Below are 19,683 nucleotides of genomic sequence, written 5' to 3' on the forward strand. Positions count from 1 at the left end.
GCAGCATAAAACCTTATGAAATTACTTAATATAAGCGTACTGATTGCCCTTGCCCTAAGTTCATGTGCCACAAAAAAAGGTGCTGAAAATGGCGGCGACAACAGTAAATCCGAAAAACCAGTAAACACACAAGTGGAATTCTGGCTAACGAACGGTGATAAATCAGCCTTGCTACAGCGACAAAATGTGCCGATGTTCTTTAATACCGCCATGAAAACCGGAACGACAGTCGTGGTGGATGATACCAAAACTTTTCAAACGATTGATGGCTTTGGCTATACCTTAACAGGTGGCAGCGCCAGCCTGATCAACGGGCTTCCCAAAGCTGAAAAGGCGGCTTTACTAAAAGAGCTCTTCTCTACCACAGGCAATGGAATTGGCATCAGTTACCTCAGGTTAAGTATTGGTGCTTCCGATCTCAGTGCGGAGACCTTCACTTATGATGAAATGCCGGCAGGGCAGACTGATCCTGAATTGAAACAGTTTTCTATCGCAAAGGAAATGACAGACCTTGTTCCTGTTTTGAAACAGATCATCGCCATCAATCCAAAAATTAAGATCATGGGTTCTCCATGGACGGCGCCGACCTGGATGAAAGACAATCAAGGGTATCGTGGCGGAAGTTTAAAGCCGGAATATTATCAGGCCTATGCCAGATACTTCGTCAAGTATATTGAGGCAATGAAGGCACAAGGGATCGTCATAGACGCCATAACTATTCAAAATGAGCCCTTGCATCCGGGAAACAATCCGAGCATGTATATGACCGCCGGAGATCAAACCAATTTCATCAAAAATGCCTTGGGTCCGGTATTTGAATCCGCAGGCATCAAAACGAAAATCATTATTTATGACCACAATGCCGACCGTCCTGATTATCCGATTACGGTGCTGAACGATCCGGCAGCAAATAAATATATTGACGGTTCTGCTTTTCACCTTTATGGAGGAAACATCTCTGCATTGTCAAAAGTACAGGAAGCACACCCTGACAAAAACCTGTACTTCACCGAACAATGGGTAGGTGGTCCCGGAAATTTCGCTGAAGACTTAAAATGGCATGTTTCGACTTTAGTTGTTGGGGCAACCCGCAACTGGAGTAAAACTGTACTGGAATGGAATTTAGCCGCAGATCCGCAGTATCGTCCATTTACTCCGGATGGCGGATGTACCAGCTGCCTGGGCGCCATTACGATCGGTAAAGAGGTCAGCAGAAATGTGGCCTATTATGTGATCGGTCATGCTTCAAAATTTGTGGGCGCAGGTTCCCTCCGCGTTTCTTCTAACCAGCAGGACAACATTCAGAATGTGGCTTTTAAGACTCCTGAAGGAAAGATTGTCCTGATTGCAATGAACACGAGCGGAAGTCCTCAGACTTTCCATATCAAATACAATGGAATGCTGGTTAGCACTACCCTTCCTGCAGGTTCCGCCGGAACCTATACCTGGAAAAGTAACACACGATCCAACTAATACCAGAGCCCTGCACAGCGCAGGGCTTTTTTTATTTCTGCTTTTTGGCAAGGCTATTGCAGCATTTTCAGAAATAAAACTTTAGTAATGATGAAAAAAGCTTTTTTCTTAGTTGCAGGACTGACTGCAATGTTGGCCTCCTGTACCAGTAACAATGCAGAAAAGAAGGCAAAAGATACCACCGGAATGATTGCACTGGATACGACTTTCAGCCCAACCAATCCGGCTCCTGAAAACAGCAGCAGTTGCTATTTATACGTTAACAAAAAGGACACTGCTTCCATAAAGCTCCAGCTCAAAGGAGAAGAACTGACCGGAACGCTTCATTATAACATCTTCCAAAAGGATCAGAACCATGGAACAATTGCAGGAGAAATGAAGGGAGATACCATCATTGCAGATTACACTTTCGATTCGGAAGGATTGAGGTCAGTAAGACAGGTGGTCTTCCTGAAAAAAGAAGGAAAACTCTATGAGGGATATGGGGAGATGAAAGAGCAAAACGGCAAATTCACTTTTGTAAATCGTGCCCGCTTAAAGTTTGACGATCACTTTACTTTTAATCCGGTAGACTGTAAATAAAAAAGAAAGGGTTTCTCCGATAAGGGAGAACCCTTTCTTTTTTTAAAGAACCCCGATCGGACCGTTCTTCCAGTATTTGATGTTTTTCCAACGGGTTTCTGAACGGTTACCTTCAATGTTATAGGTACCACATTTGAAGTAATGGGTGGCCTGTCCACGGTCGTCAAAAGTGCCCACATGTGCATTATCCAAATACACATAGATTTTACCATTGTCGGCATCATGCTGTACATTTACATGGATCCATCTGCTGTACACATTGGTCATTAGTGTCTGACTGCCATAACGTTTCAAGGTGCCATTATTTGCAGAGAATACTTTCATCATAAAAGACGTGGCATTGGTAACTCCTCCAAAAACCTGCATGACATCTGTTCCTGTTGAACCGGGAACGATGTATACATCTCCTTCAAACTGGTGTTTCCCCAGGAGGTAGTCATTTTTCATCCTGAACTCAGACCTTGGTCCGGTATTGCTCGTTGGCGTATGCGGGCTGTCGTCAGGATAAATCCAGAACGTATGCTGTCCACCTGAATAGGTATAACGGTCGGACTGCGGCAGGTCGTGAGGGGTCTGGATATTATAAGTATACGGTGTTAGCGTCCATCCGGTAGTCAGAGCACTAATTCCGACCTCCTGGCCAGACATCTGTGTCTTTGCAGCAATCTGCTCCTGCGGGAGTATCGGGTTTTCATTCTTTTTGCAGGACAATTGAAAAAAAGACAAGAGTACTGCTGCGCTGAATAATGGCATTAATTTCATAATCGTTTAATAATTTGGTTTACAATAGGTTAATTAACTAAAATTAAACAATCACAAACGAGATTAATTCAGCCGTATACTCCTAATAATCAAGCAGATTGTCGAAATAAAAAATAAAAAAATTTCAAAGCAAAATACGTGTGTATTTCCTCCATCCTTACCTTTCCCGAGCATGCTTAAAATCTTAGTTTAAATGATGCTGTGCAAGAAAAAGGAAGAAAATTCACATTTCATACAGAGAAAAATTAGTCAACTTAGTGTAACATTAATATATATACTTTCAGTATTATTTAAAAAAACAGTCTATTAACAATATTTTTTATTGAAAAGATATTCTTATATTAGATTATTACGATCTAACTAACCTCATCCCTATTATGATCAAAAATCTAAAAAACATCGCTTGTATTGCAATGGTTGCATTAGCGATCTCATCGTGCTCTAAAACCAAAGACGCACCCGCTGCTCAGGAAGCAGTAGTAAAAAAAGACAAAGTCTACAATTACATTACCAGTCTGGGATTCCCTTCCAGCAGTATTGTTGACCTTGGAACGGAATACATGGTAGAAGGAGACATCAGTTTCCCTAAAAACATGGAAGTTCCGGTTACGGACGGCAGTCCCAAATTAGAGCAATATTATACCGGTACTTTAGTAAGCCCTGCAAATGCAGTTGCAATTAGAGTGTTTGCAGATGCAACTATGACCAGTATGAATGCAGAAATTGCTTCTGCTGTTGCGCAGTGGAACGCTGTAGCCGGTTCAGCGTTAAAGTTTAAAATAGTAACCGCGGCTCCTTATGATATCCGCATTACAGATGTGAATCTTGGAAATGGTGTTTGTGGTGCCGGTACTTTTCCTTCAGGAGGACTTGCCGGTAACCTGATCAGAATTAACAAGGCTTATATCGCTACAAATAGTTTTGCTCAGCGTGCCAGAACCATTTGTCATGAATTAGGACATAACATCTCTTTCAGACATACCAATTGGGCAGCTCTCGGAGAAAGTGCGGCCATCAATGTACCTGGAGTAGGCGGAACTGATGCGCTTTCATTAATGAACGGGGGTCAATGTGGATCAGGCGCTGCAGTATTGTCTGCAAGAGACAAAGCAGCAACTGCCGCATTGTACTAATCACCCAACTTAATTAACCAATTAAATTATAAACGCCCTTAGATCGTAGTCCCATTCAGGATAGATACTCTTCAAAAAGTATTTATCCTGAATTACGGTTCTTACATGTTCTCGAACTTTTCCCAAAAACCGTCTACCGGAAGTTTGGCAAAAATATTTACAGGTTCTTTTTTTACAGGGTGGATAAATTGTAGTCGGCGGGCATGTAAACAAATACTTCCCTTTCTGCTTCCCCTTGGATAACCATATTTATTGTCTCCCACAATCGGACAACCTAAAGTTGAAAGCTGTACCCGGATCTGATGTGACCTGCCGGTAAGCGGATCTACTTCAATCAGGTAATAACCATTCAGCTCTCCGATTAACCGATAACTCAATTCCGAACGCTGACTTCCCTCTACTTCCACATTATGTGGCGTAACGACGTTTTTCTGTGGGTTTTTAACCAACCAGTGCACCAAAGTACCGGAAGCTTTCGCAGGTTTATTTCTCACGACTGCCCAATAGGTTTTCTTTACCTCCCTGTTTTTGAAAACGGCATTCATCCTTTCCAGTGCTTTACTGGTCTTGGCAAATAGAATCACGCCACTGACCGGTCTGTCCAGACGGTGAACCACTCCCAGGAAAGCACTGTTTGGTTTGTTATAGGTTTTGGCCAGGTATTTTTTAACCATTTCGTCCAGAGGTTCATCCCCTGTCTCATCTACCTGGACAATATCACCTGCCCGCTTACAGACCGCGATCAGGTGATTGTCTTCATAAAGTATATCTTTTGCTGTTATTGGCATCTTTGTAGGTGGAGCAATTTTAAGCTCTGATTAATATTGCTCTTTTTCGTTAGGGAAATCATTTGATTTCACATCTTTAATATAAGACTGTGCTGCATTTAAAATGCCATCGTACAGGTTTACATACTGACGTAAGAACCGTGGTTTGAATCCTTTTGTTAAACCAATCATGTCATTTACAACCAATACCTGGCCATCGCAATCCGGGCCTGCACCAATTCCTATAGTAGGAATATCAAGGAATTCGGAAACTTCCTTACCCAGTTTTGCCGGAATCTTTTCCAATACGACTGCAAAACATCCTGCTTCCTGTAATGCTTTTGCGTCAGTTTTTAGTTTATCAGCTTCAGCTTCGTCTTTTGCCCTTACGGTATACGTTCCGAATTTATAAATAGACTGAGGAGTCAGGCCCAGATGTCCCATAACAGGAATTCCGGCAGTGATGATTCTTTGTACAGATTCCACGATTTCTGTTCCACCTTCCATTTTCACCGCATGTGCTCCGGATTCTTTCATGATGCGGATTGCAGAGTTCAATGCTTCTTTAGAGTTTCCCTGGTACGATCCGAAAGGAAGGTCAACTACGACTAAAGCACGGGAAGCCCCCCTTACCACAGATTGTGCATGATAGATCATTTGATCCAGCGTGATCGGCAAGGTCGTTTCATGTCCCGCCATAACATTGGAAGCGGAGTCTCCAACCAATAATACATCTAAGCCGGCATCATCAAGGATGGTGGCCATAGAATAGTCATAAGCAGTTAGCATCGCGATCTTTTCACCACGTTGCTTCATTGCTTGCAAAATATGGGTAGTTATCCGTTTTACTTCTTTATTTACAGACATGTTTTTATATTTTAGTTTGGGCAAAATTAGTTTTTACATCCGAAATAAAGCGAGTTTTATTCTTTTTGTGACAGAATCCGGTCCGGCTTCTTCCCCTACTCGGGAATGTATTCCTTAGTCTCTTACAGAATGTAAAAAAAAGTCTTGATTTAAATCATCAAAAACGTATCTTTGTATCCCGAAATGAAGGGGTTACTTAACAGCACATTTGTTAACTACAGAAGTGATATCAAAATCACACATAAACCATCATTTTTCTCTTTTTTCACCATAATTTCTCATTTTTATACACACAATGACTAACTACACCAAGTTACCTGCAATCTTGTTATTGGCTGATGGCACCGTTTACTACGGAAAAGCTGCGGGAAAAATCGGCACAACTACCGGAGAGATCTGTTTCAACACCGGAATGACAGGATATCAGGAAATTTTCACTGATCCTTCTTACTTCGGACAGATCATGGTCACCACCAATGCACATATTGGGAATTATGGAATCCATAGAGAAGAAATAGAATCTGACAGCATCAAAATTGCAGGTCTGGTTTGTAAAAATTACAACATCGGATTTAGCCGTAAAGAAGCTTCTGAATCTATTCAGGACTATTTTCAAAATGAAAACATTGTAGGAATTTCTGACATTGACACCCGTGCTTTGGTGCGTCATATCAGACATAAAGGAGCAATGAATGCCATTATCTCTTCCGAAATCACTGATCTTGAAGAACTGAAAGCTAAATTAGCAGAAGTTCCATCTATGGACGGGCTGGAATTGTCTTCTCAGGTATCTACAAAAGCCGCTTATTTCTATGGTTCTCCTGATGCAACTTATAAAATTGCAGCTTTAGACCTTGGAATTAAAAAGAACATCCTTCGCAACTTCGACGACAGAGACATCTATGTACAGGTATTCCCGGCTAAAACAAGCTTTGAAGAAATGGACAAATGGGGTGCTGACGGTTACTTTATCTCTAATGGCCCCGGTGATCCATCGGCAATGCCTTATGCAATTGAGACGGTTAAACAAGTCTTGGCTGCGGATAAACCATTGTTTGGAATTTGCTTAGGTCACCAGTTACTGGCAGAAGCGAACGGTATTGGAACGATGAAAATGTTTAACGGACACAGAGGTTTAAACCATCCGGTAAAAAACATCATCAAAGATCACTGCGAAGTAACTTCACAAAACCACGGTTTTGGTGTTGTTCCGGAAGAAGTAAGAAGTTCTGACAAAGTAGAGATTACCCACATCAACCTGAATGACCAAAGTATTGAGGGCATCAGGGTAAAAGGTAAAAAAGCATTCTCTGTACAATATCACCCGGAGTCTTCTCCAGGCCCACACGATTCACGTTACCTGTTTGATGATTTCATTGAGATGATCAAAGGCGAACTCGCCTGGTAATTAGGAGTTAAACATCATTTTACCGACATATTCGAAGGTTTAGCAAGGATTAGGTTTTCTATTCTTCTAAACCTTCTTACATTTATACCATGGACAAACCCAATGCCATTATCAGTGTAAGGAACCTCGTTAAAAAATACGACGACTTTACCGCAGTACAAGGCATCAGCTTTGATGTATATCAAAACGAAATCTTCGGCCTCCTTGGCCCGAACGGAGCAGGAAAAACCACCACTTTAGAAATCATTGAAACCCTTCGTGAGAAAACCTCCGGAGAGATTATTGTAGATGGACATTCCGTAGATAAAGATGCCAGCAAAATCAAAAGAATCATCGGTGTACAGCTTCAGGCAGCAGGTTATTACCCAAACCTCAACCTGGTAGAGCTGATGGAATTGTTCTCCGGCCTGTATGGCGTAGACATCAAGCCGATGGAAATGCTGGAAAAAGTAAACCTTCAGGACAAGGCCAAAGCGAAATATAAAGCCCTTTCCGGCGGACAAAAACAACGTTTCTCCATCGCCACCACCCTTATCAATTCTCCAAAGATCATTTTCCTGGATGAACCGACTACCGGACTTGATCCGCAGGCACGCCGGAACCTGTGGGACCTGATCATCGACATCAGAAATAACGGAACAACAGTAGTGCTCACTACCCACTATATGGATGAGGCAGAGCAGCTATGTGACCGCGTTGCCTTTGTGGAACGTGGAGAAATCATTGCACTGGACACTCCGGATAATTTAATCGACAAGCTGATCAGCAGCGGTTTCGAGCGGAAGAAAGAAGTTAAGAAAGCCAATCTGGAAGATGTTTTCATCAACCTGACTGGAAAAGAGTGGAGAGAAGACAATTAAAAAAGATACATGAGTAAACCTTACAATAATACTAAAGCTACCCTGGCCCTTGCGAAAGCAAGTTTCCGTTCGATTATGCGTAGCCCTTCGGCAGTGGTGTTTACCCTTGCCTTTCCTTTGGTCTTCATCCTGGTTTTCGGATTTCTGGGTGGCGGAGGAGTGAAAGTAGACCTGGCCATTGCTCCGGGATCTGACCTTCAAAACCCAATCATCAAAGCATTGGAAGCAAATTCAGTTGTCCATATCCTTAAAGATAAGGATGCTGAAGATATCAAAACAGGGCTGGAAAAAGGTCATATCGACGCCTTAATTGATGTGCAAAAGAATCCTGCCGGAAAACCGGCCTACCTGGCTGATATTAAATATACCTCGGCCTCTATGGATAAAGGTAATATCCTGAAATCTGTAGTTCATAACCTGATGTATACTTTGAACACCAAAGATGTAATGCCTACCGTAGCACAGCTTAATGAAAGCACGGTACAAGGAAGAATTTACCGCACTATAGATTTCATCCTGCCCGGGCAATTGGGGTTCTCCCTGTTGAGCACAGGTGTCTTTGGTACTGCATTCGTATTCTTCAGTTTACGTCAGACGCTGGTAATCAAACGTTTCTTTGCCACTCCGGTAAGAAAATCAAGTATTGTCTTTGGAGAAGGAATCGCCAGAATAGGTTTTGCCTTACTGGGCGCCGTATTCATTATCCTGATTGGTCATTTCTTTTTCCATTTTACATTGATCAATGGAGCAGTCACGGTATTAAACATGCTGCTGCTGTCCATCATCGGACTGATCGTCTTTATGGGCTTCGGTTTTGTGGTTTCCGGAATCGCTAAAAGTGAAAGCACCATCCCTCCCATTTCCAATATCATTACCTTGCCTCAGTTCTTGCTGTCAGGCACGTTTTTCTCTATAGATGCTTTCCCGAACTGGCTTCAGCCAATCAGCAGGGCATTACCTTTAACTTATTTGAATGATGCCATGAGAAAGGTAGCCTTTGAGGGTGCCGGATTATGGGATGTGAAACATCAGATCCTGATCATGGTGATCTGGGGGATCGGAATTTATGCGGTTGCGGTGAAGGTTTTTAAATGGGAGTAAGCTGCTTCTTAAATACCCTCATCAGCCCTAAATCAGACAGGCAGATCGCCCGGTAATGACCATCTGCCTGTCTGAATACAATACATATCATTTGATATCTGCGATTTTTCAGGATAAGATCTTTTAATCCTGAAAATTATTAAAGTAATTACTAAAAGCAAAGCTCCCTGTTGTTAAGGAGATTATTTTAACCCTGTACTCCCCCTGGAAGTTATTCGGATAATTGTCGCTATTTATACCATTAACTAACAAACCATTATTCGGAGTTGCTTGTGTAATGACCCCAAAAAGAAGATCGGGACCTGAATAATTACGTTGATAGAGTTCAATTTTTACGAAATCGTCTTGAAAATATGGTGCGTTCCATCTGATATCTTCCCGGTATCCATAATTAATCGTAACAGTACCTGTCAGGTTGTAGATAACTCCGCAGCTGAATTGATTCGCATAGGCCTGTCCCCTGGAGTTTAGAGCACTTAATGCCTGTGCATTAGCATCAGCCTGACTGACAGTAGATTGAAACTCGGCCGGGCTTATACTATAAAATACTTTATTTTGTTGCGGAATAAAATTTGACGGGCAATCATTTTTAGAAAAGTAACCGGAAAGTCCTTTGCTAAAATAGGTAACTGGTATTCCTGTTTTTTCTAAAATCCAAGGCGCGAAATATGAGATTCTGGCGTAGCCTTTCGCTCCGATATTACAGTTTCCCCAACCATTTACAATACCAATTAATACATGTTCTTTACCATCGTATTTTAAGGATGTGGCTAAAGGGCCTCCGCTATCACCAAAGCAAGGTCCTTGTTGTATGCTGTTGTCGTATGGCTGGGTATAAAGTAGTTTTTGTTCAACATTCGATAAGAAAACGCCTACACCAAATAATACATTTGTTCTTGTATCAGGATTGGAACCAGGATTGTCCGCAATTACTCCCCAACCGGAAACATAAGCACCTGTAGTGTTTGTGATGTCAATATTTTCGTTTGTGGCGTATGCTATTGAGGCTGTACTCTCGTTTAGTGTTAAAGGTGCTGAGAGATGTATTAAAGCAATATCGTTAAGCGTTCCTGAAGGAGAATAATCATTGTGAATAATAATCTGGTCTGCTGTCCGCTCTTGCCGGCCTGCCGAATTAAGCGTAACATCTGTCGTTCCGGAGACTACATTTACCTGAGATGCGGATAATCCATAAACTACATGGGCCGCAGTGACTATCCAGTCTTTGCTTAAAATTACCCCTCCACCGGAAGCATTTGGAATATTTATCCTTACCTGGTATGGAACTCTTGTAATAGGAATAGGGTTTCCACCTATTATCGCTTCCTTTTTCTTTTTGATTTGGACTTTTTCATCCGTTTCGTCTGCCTTTTTACAGGAGTAAACAAAAACCGTAGTTACTATCCCTAGCAGGAAGAACTTAATGAGCTGTTTAGCGTTAATTTTGTATTTCATGAAATATTTTTTTGATTATCATAAACATACATACGAAAGATTACCTGGCAATTGATTTAATGTTAAATAATTTCTCATTTCAGGTTTATTCGCAATCTTAATAAGATCGATTGGTCAATAAAAATATCTCCATTAGGAATATTAAATATTTGTTACTAACTTTTCACTAATAAACATCTATCAAACACTCATCATAAACAATGTAGAAAAATGAAAAAACTTGTAGCAGAATTTATCGGAACATTTTGGCTGGTTCTTGGCGGTTGCGGAAGCGCTGTTCTGGCTTGTAATTATCCCGGAGCAGGAATCGGCTTTGCCGGAGTAGCCCTTGCATTTGGATTAACAGTAGTCACCATCGCGTATGCATTGGGACACATCTCAGGCGCGCATCTTAACCCAGCCGTTTCAATTGGGTTATGGATTGGCGGACGTTTCGACGGAAAAGAACTGATTCCTTACATCATATCACAGGTTTTGGGCGGAATTGCTGCTGCAGGTGTACTATATGTCATCGCAACCGGTAACGGAAGTTCCATTGGCGGATTTGCCACGAACGGCTACGGCGACCTCTCCCCTGGTAAATACAGCATGACCGCAGCTTTAGTAACAGAAGTAGTCATGACCTTTATTTTTCTGTTGATCATTTTAGGCGCTACAGACGAAAGAGCACCGAAAGGCTTTGCAGGTTTAGCTATCGGCTTAGGATTAACATTGATCCACCTGATCAGTATTCCGGTAACCAATACTTCTGTGAACCCTGCAAGAAGCACAAGTCAGGCTTTATTTGTTGGTGGCGATGCAGTAGGCCAGTTATGGCTGTTCTGGGTTGCCCCGATCGCCGGTGCAATTTTAGCAGGATTGGTATATAAAGCAGTTTTTGCCGCTAAACCACAGACCGCATAGATTTTAAATCATTAAAACATAGGCTCATACCCACAAAAAAGTCGTAATTAAATTAATTACGACTTTTTTGTGTTTAATTTTTAACTTTGGATATCGCCGTAGTAATTGTAATATTTACACTAAGGCTGATTAACAAATAAAATCCGATAAAAATGAGTTTAATAATTGATGTTCACGCCAGACAAATCCTTGATTCAAGAGGAAACCCTACTATTGAAGTAGATGTAATGACAGAAAATGGTGTTCTTGGTCGTGCTGCTGTGCCTTCCGGCGCTTCAACAGGTATCCATGAGGCTGTAGAGCTTCGTGATAATGATAAATCTGTATACATGGGTAAAGGTGTCTTAAAGGCCGTTGCCAATGTAAATGATAAAATTGCAGATGAATTGAGAGGTATTGATGTATTTGAACAAAATGCAATTGATAGCTTACTGATCAAGCTTGACGGAACAGAAAATAAAGGAAACCTTGGTGCCAATGCAATATTAGGTGTTTCTTTAGCCGTTGCTAAAGCTGCAGCTCAGGAAAGCCGTCAGCCTTTATACCGTTATATCGGAGGTGTTAATGCAAACATCCTTCCTATCCCGATGATGAACATTGTAAACGGTGGCTCTCACTCTGATGCGCCTATCGCTTTCCAGGAATTCATGATCATGCCGGTTGGTGCTTCTTCTTTCTCTGAAGCATTAAGATGGGGAACAGAAGTATTCCATAACCTGAAAGCTATTTTACACAGCAGAGGCCTTTCTACTGCTGTAGGCGATGAAGGTGGTTTTGCGCCAAATTTTGAAGGTACAGAAGATGCAGTGGAAACCATCATTCAGGCGATTGAAAAAGCAGGTTACAAAGCAGGTGAGCAAATCTATATTGCATTTGACTGTGCTGCGTCTGAGTTCTACAAAGACGGTAAATATGATTACACTAAATTTGAAGGCGACAAAGGTGCGATCCGTACCAGCGAAGAACAAGCAGAATACCTTGCTCAATTGTCGGCAAAATATCCAATCATCTCTATTGAAGATGGTATGGGCGAAGATGACTGGGCTGGCTGGAAATTGTTAACTGAGAAAATCGGTGACCATGTTCAGTTGGTTGGTGATGATTTATTCGTAACTAATGTAAAACGTCTGCAAAGAGGTATTGATACCGACACTGCAAACTCCATCTTAGTAAAAGTAAATCAGATCGGTTCATTAACTGAGACCATTAACGCAGTAAGTTTGGCACAAAATAACGGCTATACTTCTGTAATGAGCCACAGAAGTGGAGAAACTGAAGATACTACGATTGCAGATTTAGCAGTAGCTTTAAACTGCGGTCAGATCAAAACAGGTTCAGCTTCACGTTCTGACAGGATCGCGAAATACAACCAATTGTTACGTATTGAAGAAGAACTAGGTTCTGCAGCACGTTTTATTGGTAAAGATTTCAAATTTTTGAAGAAAAAATAATATTGCTTAAAAAGGAATGTTGCTTTTCGTCCTCAAATCTTTTGAAAGAAAGATTTGCATGTCCTCAAAACAACATTTCTTTTTTTGTTAATATGTGGAAAATACTACATTGGAAAACATCCGGAGATTTAGAACCTTCGGATGTTTTTTTATAACACAATTTTTTAGGACCTTAAATCCACTGATGATCAGGGTTATTTCTTAGATTAGCTTATCAGGGTTTATTTATATCTTTGTACTATGGAACGTTTGCTGGAACTGATACGCAATAAATACTTTCTGTCTGTGGCAGCCTTCATCGTATGGATGTTGTTTTTTGATAAGAATGATATGCTGTCTCAATACGAATTCCGCTCTGAGGTGAATAAACTTCAGGAAGAAAAGGATTTTTATGAAAGGGAAACGGCTACCGTAAAAAAGGATTTAAACGAGCTGAACACCAATCTGAATACGGCAGAGAAATTTGCCCGTGAAAAGTATTTCATGAAAAGAGACAATGAGGACGTTTTCGTGATCATTAAAGAGGCTCCTAAAGACTAATATCCGAATTTAGGAAGCGTCAGCTTATATTTTACCACGACTATTCTGAAAACAAAAATGAAAGCGATGACCGAGATATTGGCCACATCTTCTTTTAGGTTGAAATGTTTAAGTGTAAAATAGAGAATTCCTCCCAGGATGCAGGCAGTGGCATATATCTCCTTTCTAAAAATCAATGGGATCGTGTTTAAGAACGTATCTCTGATGACCCCACCGAAACATCCGGTAATCGTACCAAGTGCCACACAGATGCCCGGACTAAGTCCAAACATAATTCCCTTCTGAATTCCCAACATGGTAAATAAGCCCAACCCCGCGGAGTCAAACAGAAATAGGGTGACTTTAAATTTTTTGATATGAGTTTTAAAGAATATCGTGGCCAGAGAGGTGAGCAGGATGAGCAAACAATAATTTACATCCCGCATCCAGGCTACCGGGGTATCTCCGATGAGCAAATCCCTTACCGTCCCCCCGCCAATGGAAGTCACAAATGCAATGATCAGAACCCCAAAAGGATCCAGTCTTCTTTGCATAGCAGCAAATGAGCCCGAGATCGAGAAGGCAACCGTCCCTAATGTTTCAATGGTTTGCATGGTGCTGATTTCCATATCCTGTGCAGATTAAATTTCGCCGTTTCTCTTTCTGAAAAACCACTCCAAGCTAAGCAATAAGATGATCATGGCAAATAGCCACTTGAAGTTTATCAATTCCTCGTACCTGCGGTCTTCGTAACTCAGCGTTTTGATGTCTTCATTTTTGGAGATATCAGTCAATATGTTTAACAGGTTTTGAGGCATATACATTTTGCCATTGGTCTGTACCGACATATTGTTCAGCAATTGGTGGTTGGCTATGGTTTGCTGATACTCGGCAATCATCGCGTTTACATAAAAAGCACCCTGTGCAATCTGCTTTTTACCTCCCAGACTGGTGCTGGCACTGAAGGTATAGTTTCCGGCAGGAAGCATTCCTGCATCCAGCTGATAAGCGGATTCTGTTCTGGAGAAAAGAAAATTATACAGTTTTCCTTCCTGATTTTTGATTTGGATATTGACATCCGGCGTATTGATCGCCACATAGCTGTCATTGTACAATACCGCATTGATCAGCACATTTTCATTTTCGTCGAAAGTATTCTTGGCAGGATACGCCTTGAATTTACGTTTATCATCCTTTACCGAAAGGTATTGAACCGTTTTTGAGATTAAGCCATTTACTACGGAACTGGTTAGCCCATCCTTGCTTTCAGATAACTTCCATCTCCATAATCCCTCCCCAATCAGGTATCCTGCTTTCTTTCCGTTTTCATTCAGGAAAAACAATTGTGCTGAGGGGGTTTTAATTTTTCCTATTCGCTGGTTCAGGGCAATTAAACCATTTCCATTGATGGTAATTTTTCCGAAAGGGGCCAATAACGGATCAAAATCATCGATATGCTTTGCAGACGCCGCATCGATATCAAAAGTGGTAAAGTCAGGATTTGAATAAGAAAAAGCCTCTTGAATGGTACTGTTGCTGCCGTTAAAACTAACGGATTTTTGCAGCTGGTTAAATTTGCTTACGTCACTTTGTGCACCAAGAATATACCATACCGGAATATTGGCCTGCTGCAACCTGACAAGGAAGGAAGCCCCGTGATTCTGAACATCGGGCAACTGGTATAAAATGATCAGGCCATAATCGGTCACATTTACAGCGTTTAACTCTTCTCCCAATGCAACTTTTAAATCGTAGTTCTTATTTCCGCTAATGGCCTGTTTTATCGTAGCGATATCCGGATGAGCCGCTCCTGCAGCAATCAACACCTTCTGACGGGCGTCGATGACTTCTACAAAAATGCTTTGCGCATTGTTCTTCTCTGAGACCTCATTGCTTAAAGGACTGAGCTGTACAGTATACTTTTGCAAGCCCATCTTTGAGGCCTTTAACTTTACAGGAACCGTCTTCGCAAAAGCATTACTTCCAATCTGAAGCTTACTCTCCTGCACCATTTTTCCATTTTCAGAAACCGTCAGTTTTGTTTCCTCGCCCTTACTTTCAAATGCCTCCACCTGCACTTCAATTGTAAATTCATTGTTCAGGTAGACCAGGTTATTATGGTTCACATTTGCAACCATTAAATCTCTTTTGGGAATGGTATCCCCCAGTGCAATTGTATACACCGGTGCTTTAAGTTTATTTAAATCATACAGCGGACTGCCCCCACGGTTAAATATTCCGTCTGAAGCCAAAATAACAGCACCAATATTACGATTTAAATATTCGTCGTTCAGGCGGTTAAACAATACCGTTGCATTACTGAGTTTACCTTTATTGGAAAAATCAAAGCCAGCCTTAATGCTGTCACTGAAATGGTAAATCTTCAGTTCATATTTTGCAGACAATTTATCCGCCAGTGCCTGAAGATCTTTTTCATACTGCCGTTTATTAAAACCTGCAGGTTGAATATGCCCGACAGATAAAGAATTATCCTGACCAATAATGATCAGTGGTTTTTCGAGGTTATAACTGACCCGCTTTACCAGAGGAAAAAACAGCAGTCCGCAGATCAGGGCAACCAGGGCTGCCCTTAATGCGGCAAGTCCAATCCGGAGTTTTCTTTCCAGATGTGCCGTTTTCCCGTAGGATACATATGCGAACAGGAGTCCCAGCAGAAGACATCCCATTAAAGCCATTATTGTATATAAATTGAAAGAATCGCCCATATGTATTTGGGTAAAGATGCTAAATTTTAAAAAAATAAGATTAATTTGTTTTCATAAAAACCAGACCAATTAAGAAACAATGATACGCTCCGCATCAAACCATACGAAAACCTTATTTCAGGTGATACTTTTTTTCACGATGACCAGCTCAGTAAACGCACAATTGACATTTAAACAACAACAACTTACTTTTCCAAGGGTGAGGGCTGCTTATGACGATAGCTGGAGCAGCTTACAGAATCAATTGAAAACAGCAAAGTTCGATGGTCCTTTTCAACTGTACCTCGCCGCCTATAAAACTGAAGGGGTGCTGGAAGTCTGGGCGAAAAAACTAAAGGATAAAGAATATCGCTTATTTAAGACCTATAAGTTTTGTCAGCATTCCGGTACACTCGGACCAAAAGTACAGGAAGGAGATTATCAAACACCCGAAGGGATTTACCATATCAACGTATTCAATCCGATGAGCAATTTCCACTTGTCGCTCGGTGTAAATTATCCCAATGGAGTGGATAAAAAAAGAAGTGGTACCAAACGTACCGGTGGAGATATCTACATTCATGGAAACTGTGTTACCGTGGGTTGCATTCCACTTACAGATGAGAAGATCAAGGAAGTTTATGTGCTGGCAGTAGAAGCCCAAAATAGCGGGCAGTCCAGAATACCGGTTCACATCTTTCCGTTTAAGATGAATAAAGCGAACCTGGATAAATTTGCAGTCCAATTCCCTCAGCAAAAAACATTCTGGACCGGACTTCAACCCGCGTACCAGCTTTTTGAGCAGCATAAAACGATTCCGCTGTCCTCAGAAAAAGGGGGGAAATATACTTTCAAATAGTCTATAAAACAGGTATAAAAAAAACGCAGAATCTCTTCTGCGTTTTTTTTATTTAAGAACCCTTTATCAGGGTTAAGCAATTTATTTACAACATTCCTCCGCAAACAGACAATACCTGCCCGGTTACATAAGCACTCATGTCTGAAGCTAAAAACACGCAAACATTTGCCACATCTTCAGGCTCTCCTGCTCTTTTCAATGGAATACCCTCTTCCCAGCCTTTAACTACTTTAGGATCCAGTACATCAGTCATTTCAGTACGGATAAATCCTGGAGCAACTACATTGGTACGAATATTACGGGAACCCAATTCTTTAGCTAAAGATTTAGAGAAACCGATAATTCCTGCTTTTGAAGCCGCATAGTTTGCCTGACCAGCATTACCCTGAACACCAACTACAGAGCTCATATTAATGATCGATCCTTTACGGGCCTTCATCATTACTTTAGAAGCTGCTTTAGAAACGTTAAATACAGATTTAAGGTTTACATTGATCACCTCATCCCAGTTCTCTTCGCTCATGCGCATCAATAAACCGTCTTTAGTGATTCCTGCGTTGTTCACCACAATGTCTAAAGCGCCAAAGTCAGCAACGATATCATTGATTAGTTTTTCCGCCTCATCAAATTTAGAAGCATCTGAACGGTATCCTTTAACCTGAGTACCGAAGCTTTGCAGCTCCTGCTCTAAGGCCTGACCTTTTTCTACTGAGGACAGATAAGTAAAAGCAACGTTTGCACCCTGCTCCGCAAATTTCTCGGCAATCTTGCGGCCTATTCCTTTAGAAGCACCGGTGATTAATGCTGTTTTTCCTTCTAGTAATTTCATCGTAAATATGTTTGGTTATGAAAATATTTTGTTTCTGTTTTGTTGTTTGTAATACTTAAATAGCAGGCTCCTGCTGACTCAGACAGTGAAAACTACCCAGTCCCCAGATAATATCCGTAGAATCGATGCCCACTACTTTTCTATCCGGGAAAACATCCTGAATAATCTTCAACGCTTTCTCATCATTCACATCTCTGAATGTAGGCACAATCACCGAAGTATTGGCAATATAGAAGTTAGCATAAGAAGCAGGTAAACGGGTATCCTCATGAATCACTGGTGAAGGCATAGGAAGTTTGACAATGTTCAATGGTTTACCATTTAACAAACGCATCTCTTTCAATGCCGCTAAGTTCTCCTGTAAGAGAATATAATTCTCATCCAGAGGATTACTCTCCACTACAGTTAAAACGGTGTCTTCGTTTACAAAACGGGTAATATCATCAATATGTCCGTCTGTATCATCTCCAACAATTCCGTCTCCCAGCCAAAGTACCTGCTCTGCACCATAAAACTCGAGTAAGTATTGTTCAATCACTTCTTTTGTCAGGTGTGGATTTCTATTCTTGTTCAATAAACAAGCCGTAGTGGTCAGGATGGTTCCAGCACCATTGAATTCAACAGATCCACCTTCCATTACGATTTCAGGAAGATAAAGCGGGTAACCAAAATGATTGGCGATTTTAGTAGGAATCACATCATCCAGATCGAATGGCGGATATTTACCACCCCATGCATTGTAACCCCAGTCTACCACAGCTTTCTGATCCTTGGCTTCATTTAATAAAAATGCAGGTCCATGATCCCTGCACCAGGCATCATTGGTTGGATTCAGGTAAAACTCGATCTGACTAAGGTCTGCGCCTACCTTTTCCAATTCGGAAATGGCAAAAGCTTTGGTCTCTTCATCATTAACGTTGATTCTTACTTTCTCTCCTTCTGCTACAATTTTGATAAACTGGCAATAAGGAGTATATATCGTTTCCAGTTTTCCCGGCCAGGATTCTTCCTTATGCGGCCAGCTTAACCAAGTGGCTTCGTGCTTTACCCATTCCGCAGGAAAACGGTATCCTGCCTTTTTAGGGCTATCATTAAATAGATTCGTCATCTATATATCTTTTGGTGATTTGTGAATAACTATCGATGCGTCTGTCACGTAAAAACGGCCAGTGCGTCCTGTAGCTGTCAGATTTTGACAGGTCCAGCTCAACTACTTTTAATTCTTCTTTACTATGGTCTGCCTGATACAATATCGTTCCGAATGGATTAGATACGAATGATCCTCCCCAGAAAGCAACTCCTGCTTCTTCACCTACCCTATTGATGCTCACTACCGGAACACCATTTGCGATAGAATGAGAACGCTGGATGGTTTGCCATGCATTATATTGTTCCACATTGGTCGCTTCATCCTGAGTGGTTGCCCAGCCAATAGCAGTTGGATAAACCAGGAAGTCGGCACCCATTAAAGCAGTTAAACGTGCCGCTTCAGGATACCACTGATCCCAACAGATCAGGACACCTATTTTAGCAAATTTGGTTTTAAATACTTTGTAACCTAAATCACCGGGCGTGAAATAGAACTTCTCATAAAAACCAGGATCATCAGGGATATGCATCTTGCGGTATTTACCCAGGTAAGCACCATCAGCATCCAATACAGCAGTAGTATTATGGTATAAGCCTTCTGCTCTTTTCTCAAATAAAGAAGCAACAATGACCACATTCAACTCAGCCGCTACCTTCGACAACACATCAGTTGATGGGCCGGGAATAGATTCTGCCAGTTTGAAGTTTTCATAATTCTCTTCATCGCAGAAATACAATGAAGTAAATAGTTCCTGTAGACACACCACCTGTGCACCCATAGCGGCAATCTCTCTGATCTTAACGATCGCCTTATCTAAATTCTCTTGTTTATTACCAGTGCAACTCATCTGCACCAATCCAACCTGTACTTTAGCCATTCTATGAAATTTTGTGAGACAAAGTTAGCAGAAAATAATTTC

The 19,683-nt window shown here is 41.3% G+C and carries 19 protein-coding genes; 10 read left to right on the plus strand and 9 right to left on the minus strand.

Translation table 11 applies throughout. The features are described 5' to 3' along the window. The first annotated feature begins 15 nt into the window (after positions 1–15). Together AAFF35_RS25710 and AAFF35_RS25715 are read left to right on the plus strand one after the other, a co-directional pair. On the plus strand, positions 16–1,473 hold the full coding sequence (locus AAFF35_RS25710) for a glycoside hydrolase family 30 beta sandwich domain-containing protein (RefSeq protein ID WP_342329378.1): 1,458 nt from the start codon (positions 16–18) through the stop codon (positions 1,471–1,473). Positions 1,474–1,560: 87 nt separating this feature from the next. Beyond that, entirely contained in the window at positions 1,561–2,055 is a 495-nt protein-coding gene (locus AAFF35_RS25715; protein ID WP_342329379.1) for a hypothetical protein, read from the plus strand. Between the two features lie 42 nt (positions 2,056–2,097). On the opposite strand, the gene AAFF35_RS25720 is transcribed toward AAFF35_RS25715, so the two are convergent. Further along, complete coding sequence (locus tag AAFF35_RS25720; protein WP_342329380.1) at positions 2,098–2,817, minus strand: polysaccharide lyase family 7 protein; 720 nt, start codon at positions 2,815–2,817, stop codon at positions 2,098–2,100. Between the two features lie 377 nt (positions 2,818–3,194). On the opposite strand from AAFF35_RS25720, the gene AAFF35_RS25725 reads away from it, so the two are divergent. Next, complete coding sequence (locus tag AAFF35_RS25725; RefSeq protein ID WP_342329381.1) at positions 3,195–3,950, plus strand: M57 family metalloprotease; 756 nt, start codon at positions 3,195–3,197, stop codon at positions 3,948–3,950. Positions 3,951–4,051: 101 nt separating this feature from the next. Here the strand turns inward: AAFF35_RS25725 and AAFF35_RS25730 are convergent, their stop codons facing one another. Both AAFF35_RS25730 and panB read right to left on the minus strand, forming a co-directional pair. Then, the gene (locus AAFF35_RS25730; protein ID WP_124581137.1) at positions 4,052–4,738 is read right to left on the minus strand and encodes an RluA family pseudouridine synthase; all 687 of its coding nucleotides are present in this window, start codon (positions 4,736–4,738) and stop codon (positions 4,052–4,054) included. Between the two features lie 30 nt (positions 4,739–4,768). Beyond that, positions 4,769–5,584: a 3-methyl-2-oxobutanoate hydroxymethyltransferase gene (gene panB, locus AAFF35_RS25735; RefSeq protein WP_342329382.1), complete on the minus strand. Its 816-nt coding sequence runs from the start codon at positions 5,582–5,584 to the stop codon at positions 4,769–4,771. Between the two features lie 295 nt (positions 5,585–5,879). Between panB and carA the strand changes: the two genes are divergently transcribed. From carA to AAFF35_RS25750, 3 genes are all read left to right on the plus strand, one after another. Then, a complete protein-coding gene (gene carA / locus AAFF35_RS25740) occupies positions 5,880–6,992 on the plus strand; it encodes a glutamine-hydrolyzing carbamoyl-phosphate synthase small subunit (protein WP_342329383.1) in 1,113 nt (370 codons plus the stop codon). A gap of 89 nt (positions 6,993–7,081) precedes the next feature. Beyond that, the gene (locus tag AAFF35_RS25745; RefSeq protein ID WP_342329384.1) at positions 7,082–7,852 is read left to right on the plus strand and encodes an ABC transporter ATP-binding protein; all 771 of its coding nucleotides are present in this window, start codon (positions 7,082–7,084) and stop codon (positions 7,850–7,852) included. A 9-nt stretch (positions 7,853–7,861) separates the two neighbouring features. Continuing rightward, a complete protein-coding gene (locus AAFF35_RS25750; protein ID WP_342329385.1) occupies positions 7,862–8,953 on the plus strand; it encodes an ABC transporter permease in 1,092 nt (363 codons plus the stop codon). A 123-nt stretch (positions 8,954–9,076) separates the two neighbouring features. Here the strand turns inward: AAFF35_RS25750 and AAFF35_RS25755 are convergent, their stop codons facing one another. Beyond that, positions 9,077–10,408, minus strand: a complete 1,332-nt coding sequence (locus AAFF35_RS25755; protein WP_342329386.1) for a trypsin-like serine protease — start codon at positions 10,406–10,408, stop codon at positions 9,077–9,079. A gap of 210 nt (positions 10,409–10,618) precedes the next feature. Between AAFF35_RS25755 and aqpZ the strand changes: the two genes are divergently transcribed. From aqpZ to AAFF35_RS25770, 3 genes are all read left to right on the plus strand, one after another. After that, positions 10,619–11,311 (plus strand): aquaporin Z, encoded by a 693-nt coding sequence (gene aqpZ / locus AAFF35_RS25760; protein WP_342329387.1) that lies wholly within the window; start codon positions 10,619–10,621, stop codon positions 11,309–11,311. Between the two features lie 152 nt (positions 11,312–11,463). Beyond that, the gene (gene eno, locus AAFF35_RS25765) at positions 11,464–12,762 is read left to right on the plus strand and encodes a phosphopyruvate hydratase (protein ID WP_342329388.1); all 1,299 of its coding nucleotides are present in this window, start codon (positions 11,464–11,466) and stop codon (positions 12,760–12,762) included. Positions 12,763–13,002: 240 nt separating this feature from the next. Beyond that, positions 13,003–13,302 (plus strand): septum formation initiator family protein, encoded by a 300-nt coding sequence (locus AAFF35_RS25770; protein WP_342329389.1) that lies wholly within the window; start codon positions 13,003–13,005, stop codon positions 13,300–13,302. Here the strand turns inward: AAFF35_RS25770 and AAFF35_RS25775 are convergent. Together AAFF35_RS25775 and AAFF35_RS25780 are read right to left on the minus strand one after the other, a co-directional pair. Next, positions 13,299–13,910 carry a trimeric intracellular cation channel family protein gene (locus AAFF35_RS25775; protein ID WP_124581156.1) on the minus strand — a complete coding sequence of 204 codons (612 nt, stop codon included), beginning with the start codon at positions 13,908–13,910 and terminating at the stop codon, positions 13,299–13,301. The genes AAFF35_RS25770 and AAFF35_RS25775 overlap by 4 nt on opposite strands. A 12-nt stretch (positions 13,911–13,922) precedes the next feature. Then, positions 13,923–15,968, minus strand: coding sequence for a hypothetical protein (locus AAFF35_RS25780; RefSeq protein ID WP_342329390.1), 2,046 nt, complete (start codon positions 15,966–15,968; stop codon positions 13,923–13,925). Positions 15,969–16,086: 118 nt separating this feature from the next. Between AAFF35_RS25780 and AAFF35_RS25785 the strand changes: the two genes are divergently transcribed. Next, the gene (locus tag AAFF35_RS25785; RefSeq protein WP_342329391.1) at positions 16,087–16,845 is read left to right on the plus strand and encodes a L,D-transpeptidase family protein; all 759 of its coding nucleotides are present in this window, start codon (positions 16,087–16,089) and stop codon (positions 16,843–16,845) included. Positions 16,846–16,930: 85 nt separating this feature from the next. Here AAFF35_RS25785 and fabG read toward each other — a convergent pair whose 3' ends face one another. From fabG to AAFF35_RS25800, 3 genes are read right to left on the minus strand one after another with little or no spacing between them, the layout of a single operon-like run. Continuing rightward, complete coding sequence (gene fabG / locus AAFF35_RS25790) at positions 16,931–17,674, minus strand: 3-oxoacyl-[acyl-carrier-protein] reductase (RefSeq protein ID WP_074612192.1); 744 nt, start codon at positions 17,672–17,674, stop codon at positions 16,931–16,933. A gap of 55 nt (positions 17,675–17,729) precedes the next feature. Beyond that, positions 17,730–18,782, minus strand: a complete 1,053-nt coding sequence (locus AAFF35_RS25795; RefSeq protein ID WP_342329392.1) for an agmatine deiminase family protein — start codon at positions 18,780–18,782, stop codon at positions 17,730–17,732. Beyond that, positions 18,766–19,641 (minus strand): carbon-nitrogen hydrolase, encoded by an 876-nt coding sequence (locus tag AAFF35_RS25800; RefSeq protein WP_342329393.1) that lies wholly within the window; start codon positions 19,639–19,641, stop codon positions 18,766–18,768. Before AAFF35_RS25800 ends, AAFF35_RS25795 begins: the two co-directional genes overlap by 17 nt. Positions 19,642–19,683: the final 42 nt, after the last annotated feature.

The organism is Pedobacter sp. FW305-3-2-15-E-R2A2 (assembly GCF_038446955.1).
In the GTDB taxonomy this organism is placed as follows: Bacteria; Bacteroidota; Bacteroidia; order Sphingobacteriales; family Sphingobacteriaceae; genus Pedobacter.

Bases quoted from the DNA above. Each gene is read 5' to 3' on its own strand.
- AAFF35_RS25710 (WP_342329378.1), top strand. From the start codon at position 16: ATGAAATTACTTAATATAAGCGTACTGATTGCCCTTGCCCTAAGTTCA.
- AAFF35_RS25715 (WP_342329379.1), top strand. From the start codon at position 1,561: ATGATGAAAAAAGCTTTTTTCTTAGTTGCAGGACTGACTGCAATGTTG.
- AAFF35_RS25720 (WP_342329380.1), bottom strand. From the start codon at position 2,817: ATGAAATTAATGCCATTATTCAGCGCAGCAGTACTCTTGTCTTTTTTT.
- AAFF35_RS25725 (WP_342329381.1), top strand. From the start codon at position 3,195: ATGATCAAAAATCTAAAAAACATCGCTTGTATTGCAATGGTTGCATTA.
- AAFF35_RS25730 (WP_124581137.1), bottom strand. From the start codon at position 4,738: ATGCCAATAACAGCAAAAGATATACTTTATGAAGACAATCACCTGATC.
- panB (WP_342329382.1), bottom strand. From the start codon at position 5,584: ATGTCTGTAAATAAAGAAGTAAAACGGATAACTACCCATATTTTGCAA.
- carA (WP_342329383.1), top strand. From the start codon at position 5,880: ATGACTAACTACACCAAGTTACCTGCAATCTTGTTATTGGCTGATGGC.
- AAFF35_RS25745 (WP_342329384.1), top strand. From the start codon at position 7,082: ATGGACAAACCCAATGCCATTATCAGTGTAAGGAACCTCGTTAAAAAA.
- AAFF35_RS25750 (WP_342329385.1), top strand. From the start codon at position 7,862: ATGAGTAAACCTTACAATAATACTAAAGCTACCCTGGCCCTTGCGAAA.
- AAFF35_RS25755 (WP_342329386.1), bottom strand. From the start codon at position 10,408: ATGAAATACAAAATTAACGCTAAACAGCTCATTAAGTTCTTCCTGCTA.
- aqpZ (WP_342329387.1), top strand. From the start codon at position 10,619: ATGAAAAAACTTGTAGCAGAATTTATCGGAACATTTTGGCTGGTTCTT.
- eno (WP_342329388.1), top strand. From the start codon at position 11,464: ATGAGTTTAATAATTGATGTTCACGCCAGACAAATCCTTGATTCAAGA.
- AAFF35_RS25770 (WP_342329389.1), top strand. From the start codon at position 13,003: ATGGAACGTTTGCTGGAACTGATACGCAATAAATACTTTCTGTCTGTG.
- AAFF35_RS25775 (WP_124581156.1), bottom strand. From the start codon at position 13,910: ATGGAAATCAGCACCATGCAAACCATTGAAACATTAGGGACGGTTGCC.
- AAFF35_RS25780 (WP_342329390.1), bottom strand. From the start codon at position 15,968: ATGGGATGTCTTCTGCTGGGACTCCTGTTCGCATATGTATCCTACGGG.
- AAFF35_RS25785 (WP_342329391.1), top strand. From the start codon at position 16,087: ATGATACGCTCCGCATCAAACCATACGAAAACCTTATTTCAGGTGATA.
- fabG (WP_074612192.1), bottom strand. From the start codon at position 17,674: ATGAAATTACTAGAAGGAAAAACAGCATTAATCACCGGTGCTTCTAAA.
- AAFF35_RS25795 (WP_342329392.1), bottom strand. From the start codon at position 18,782: ATGACGAATCTATTTAATGATAGCCCTAAAAAGGCAGGATACCGTTTT.
- AAFF35_RS25800 (WP_342329393.1), bottom strand. From the start codon at position 19,641: ATGGCTAAAGTACAGGTTGGATTGGTGCAGATGAGTTGCACTGGTAAT.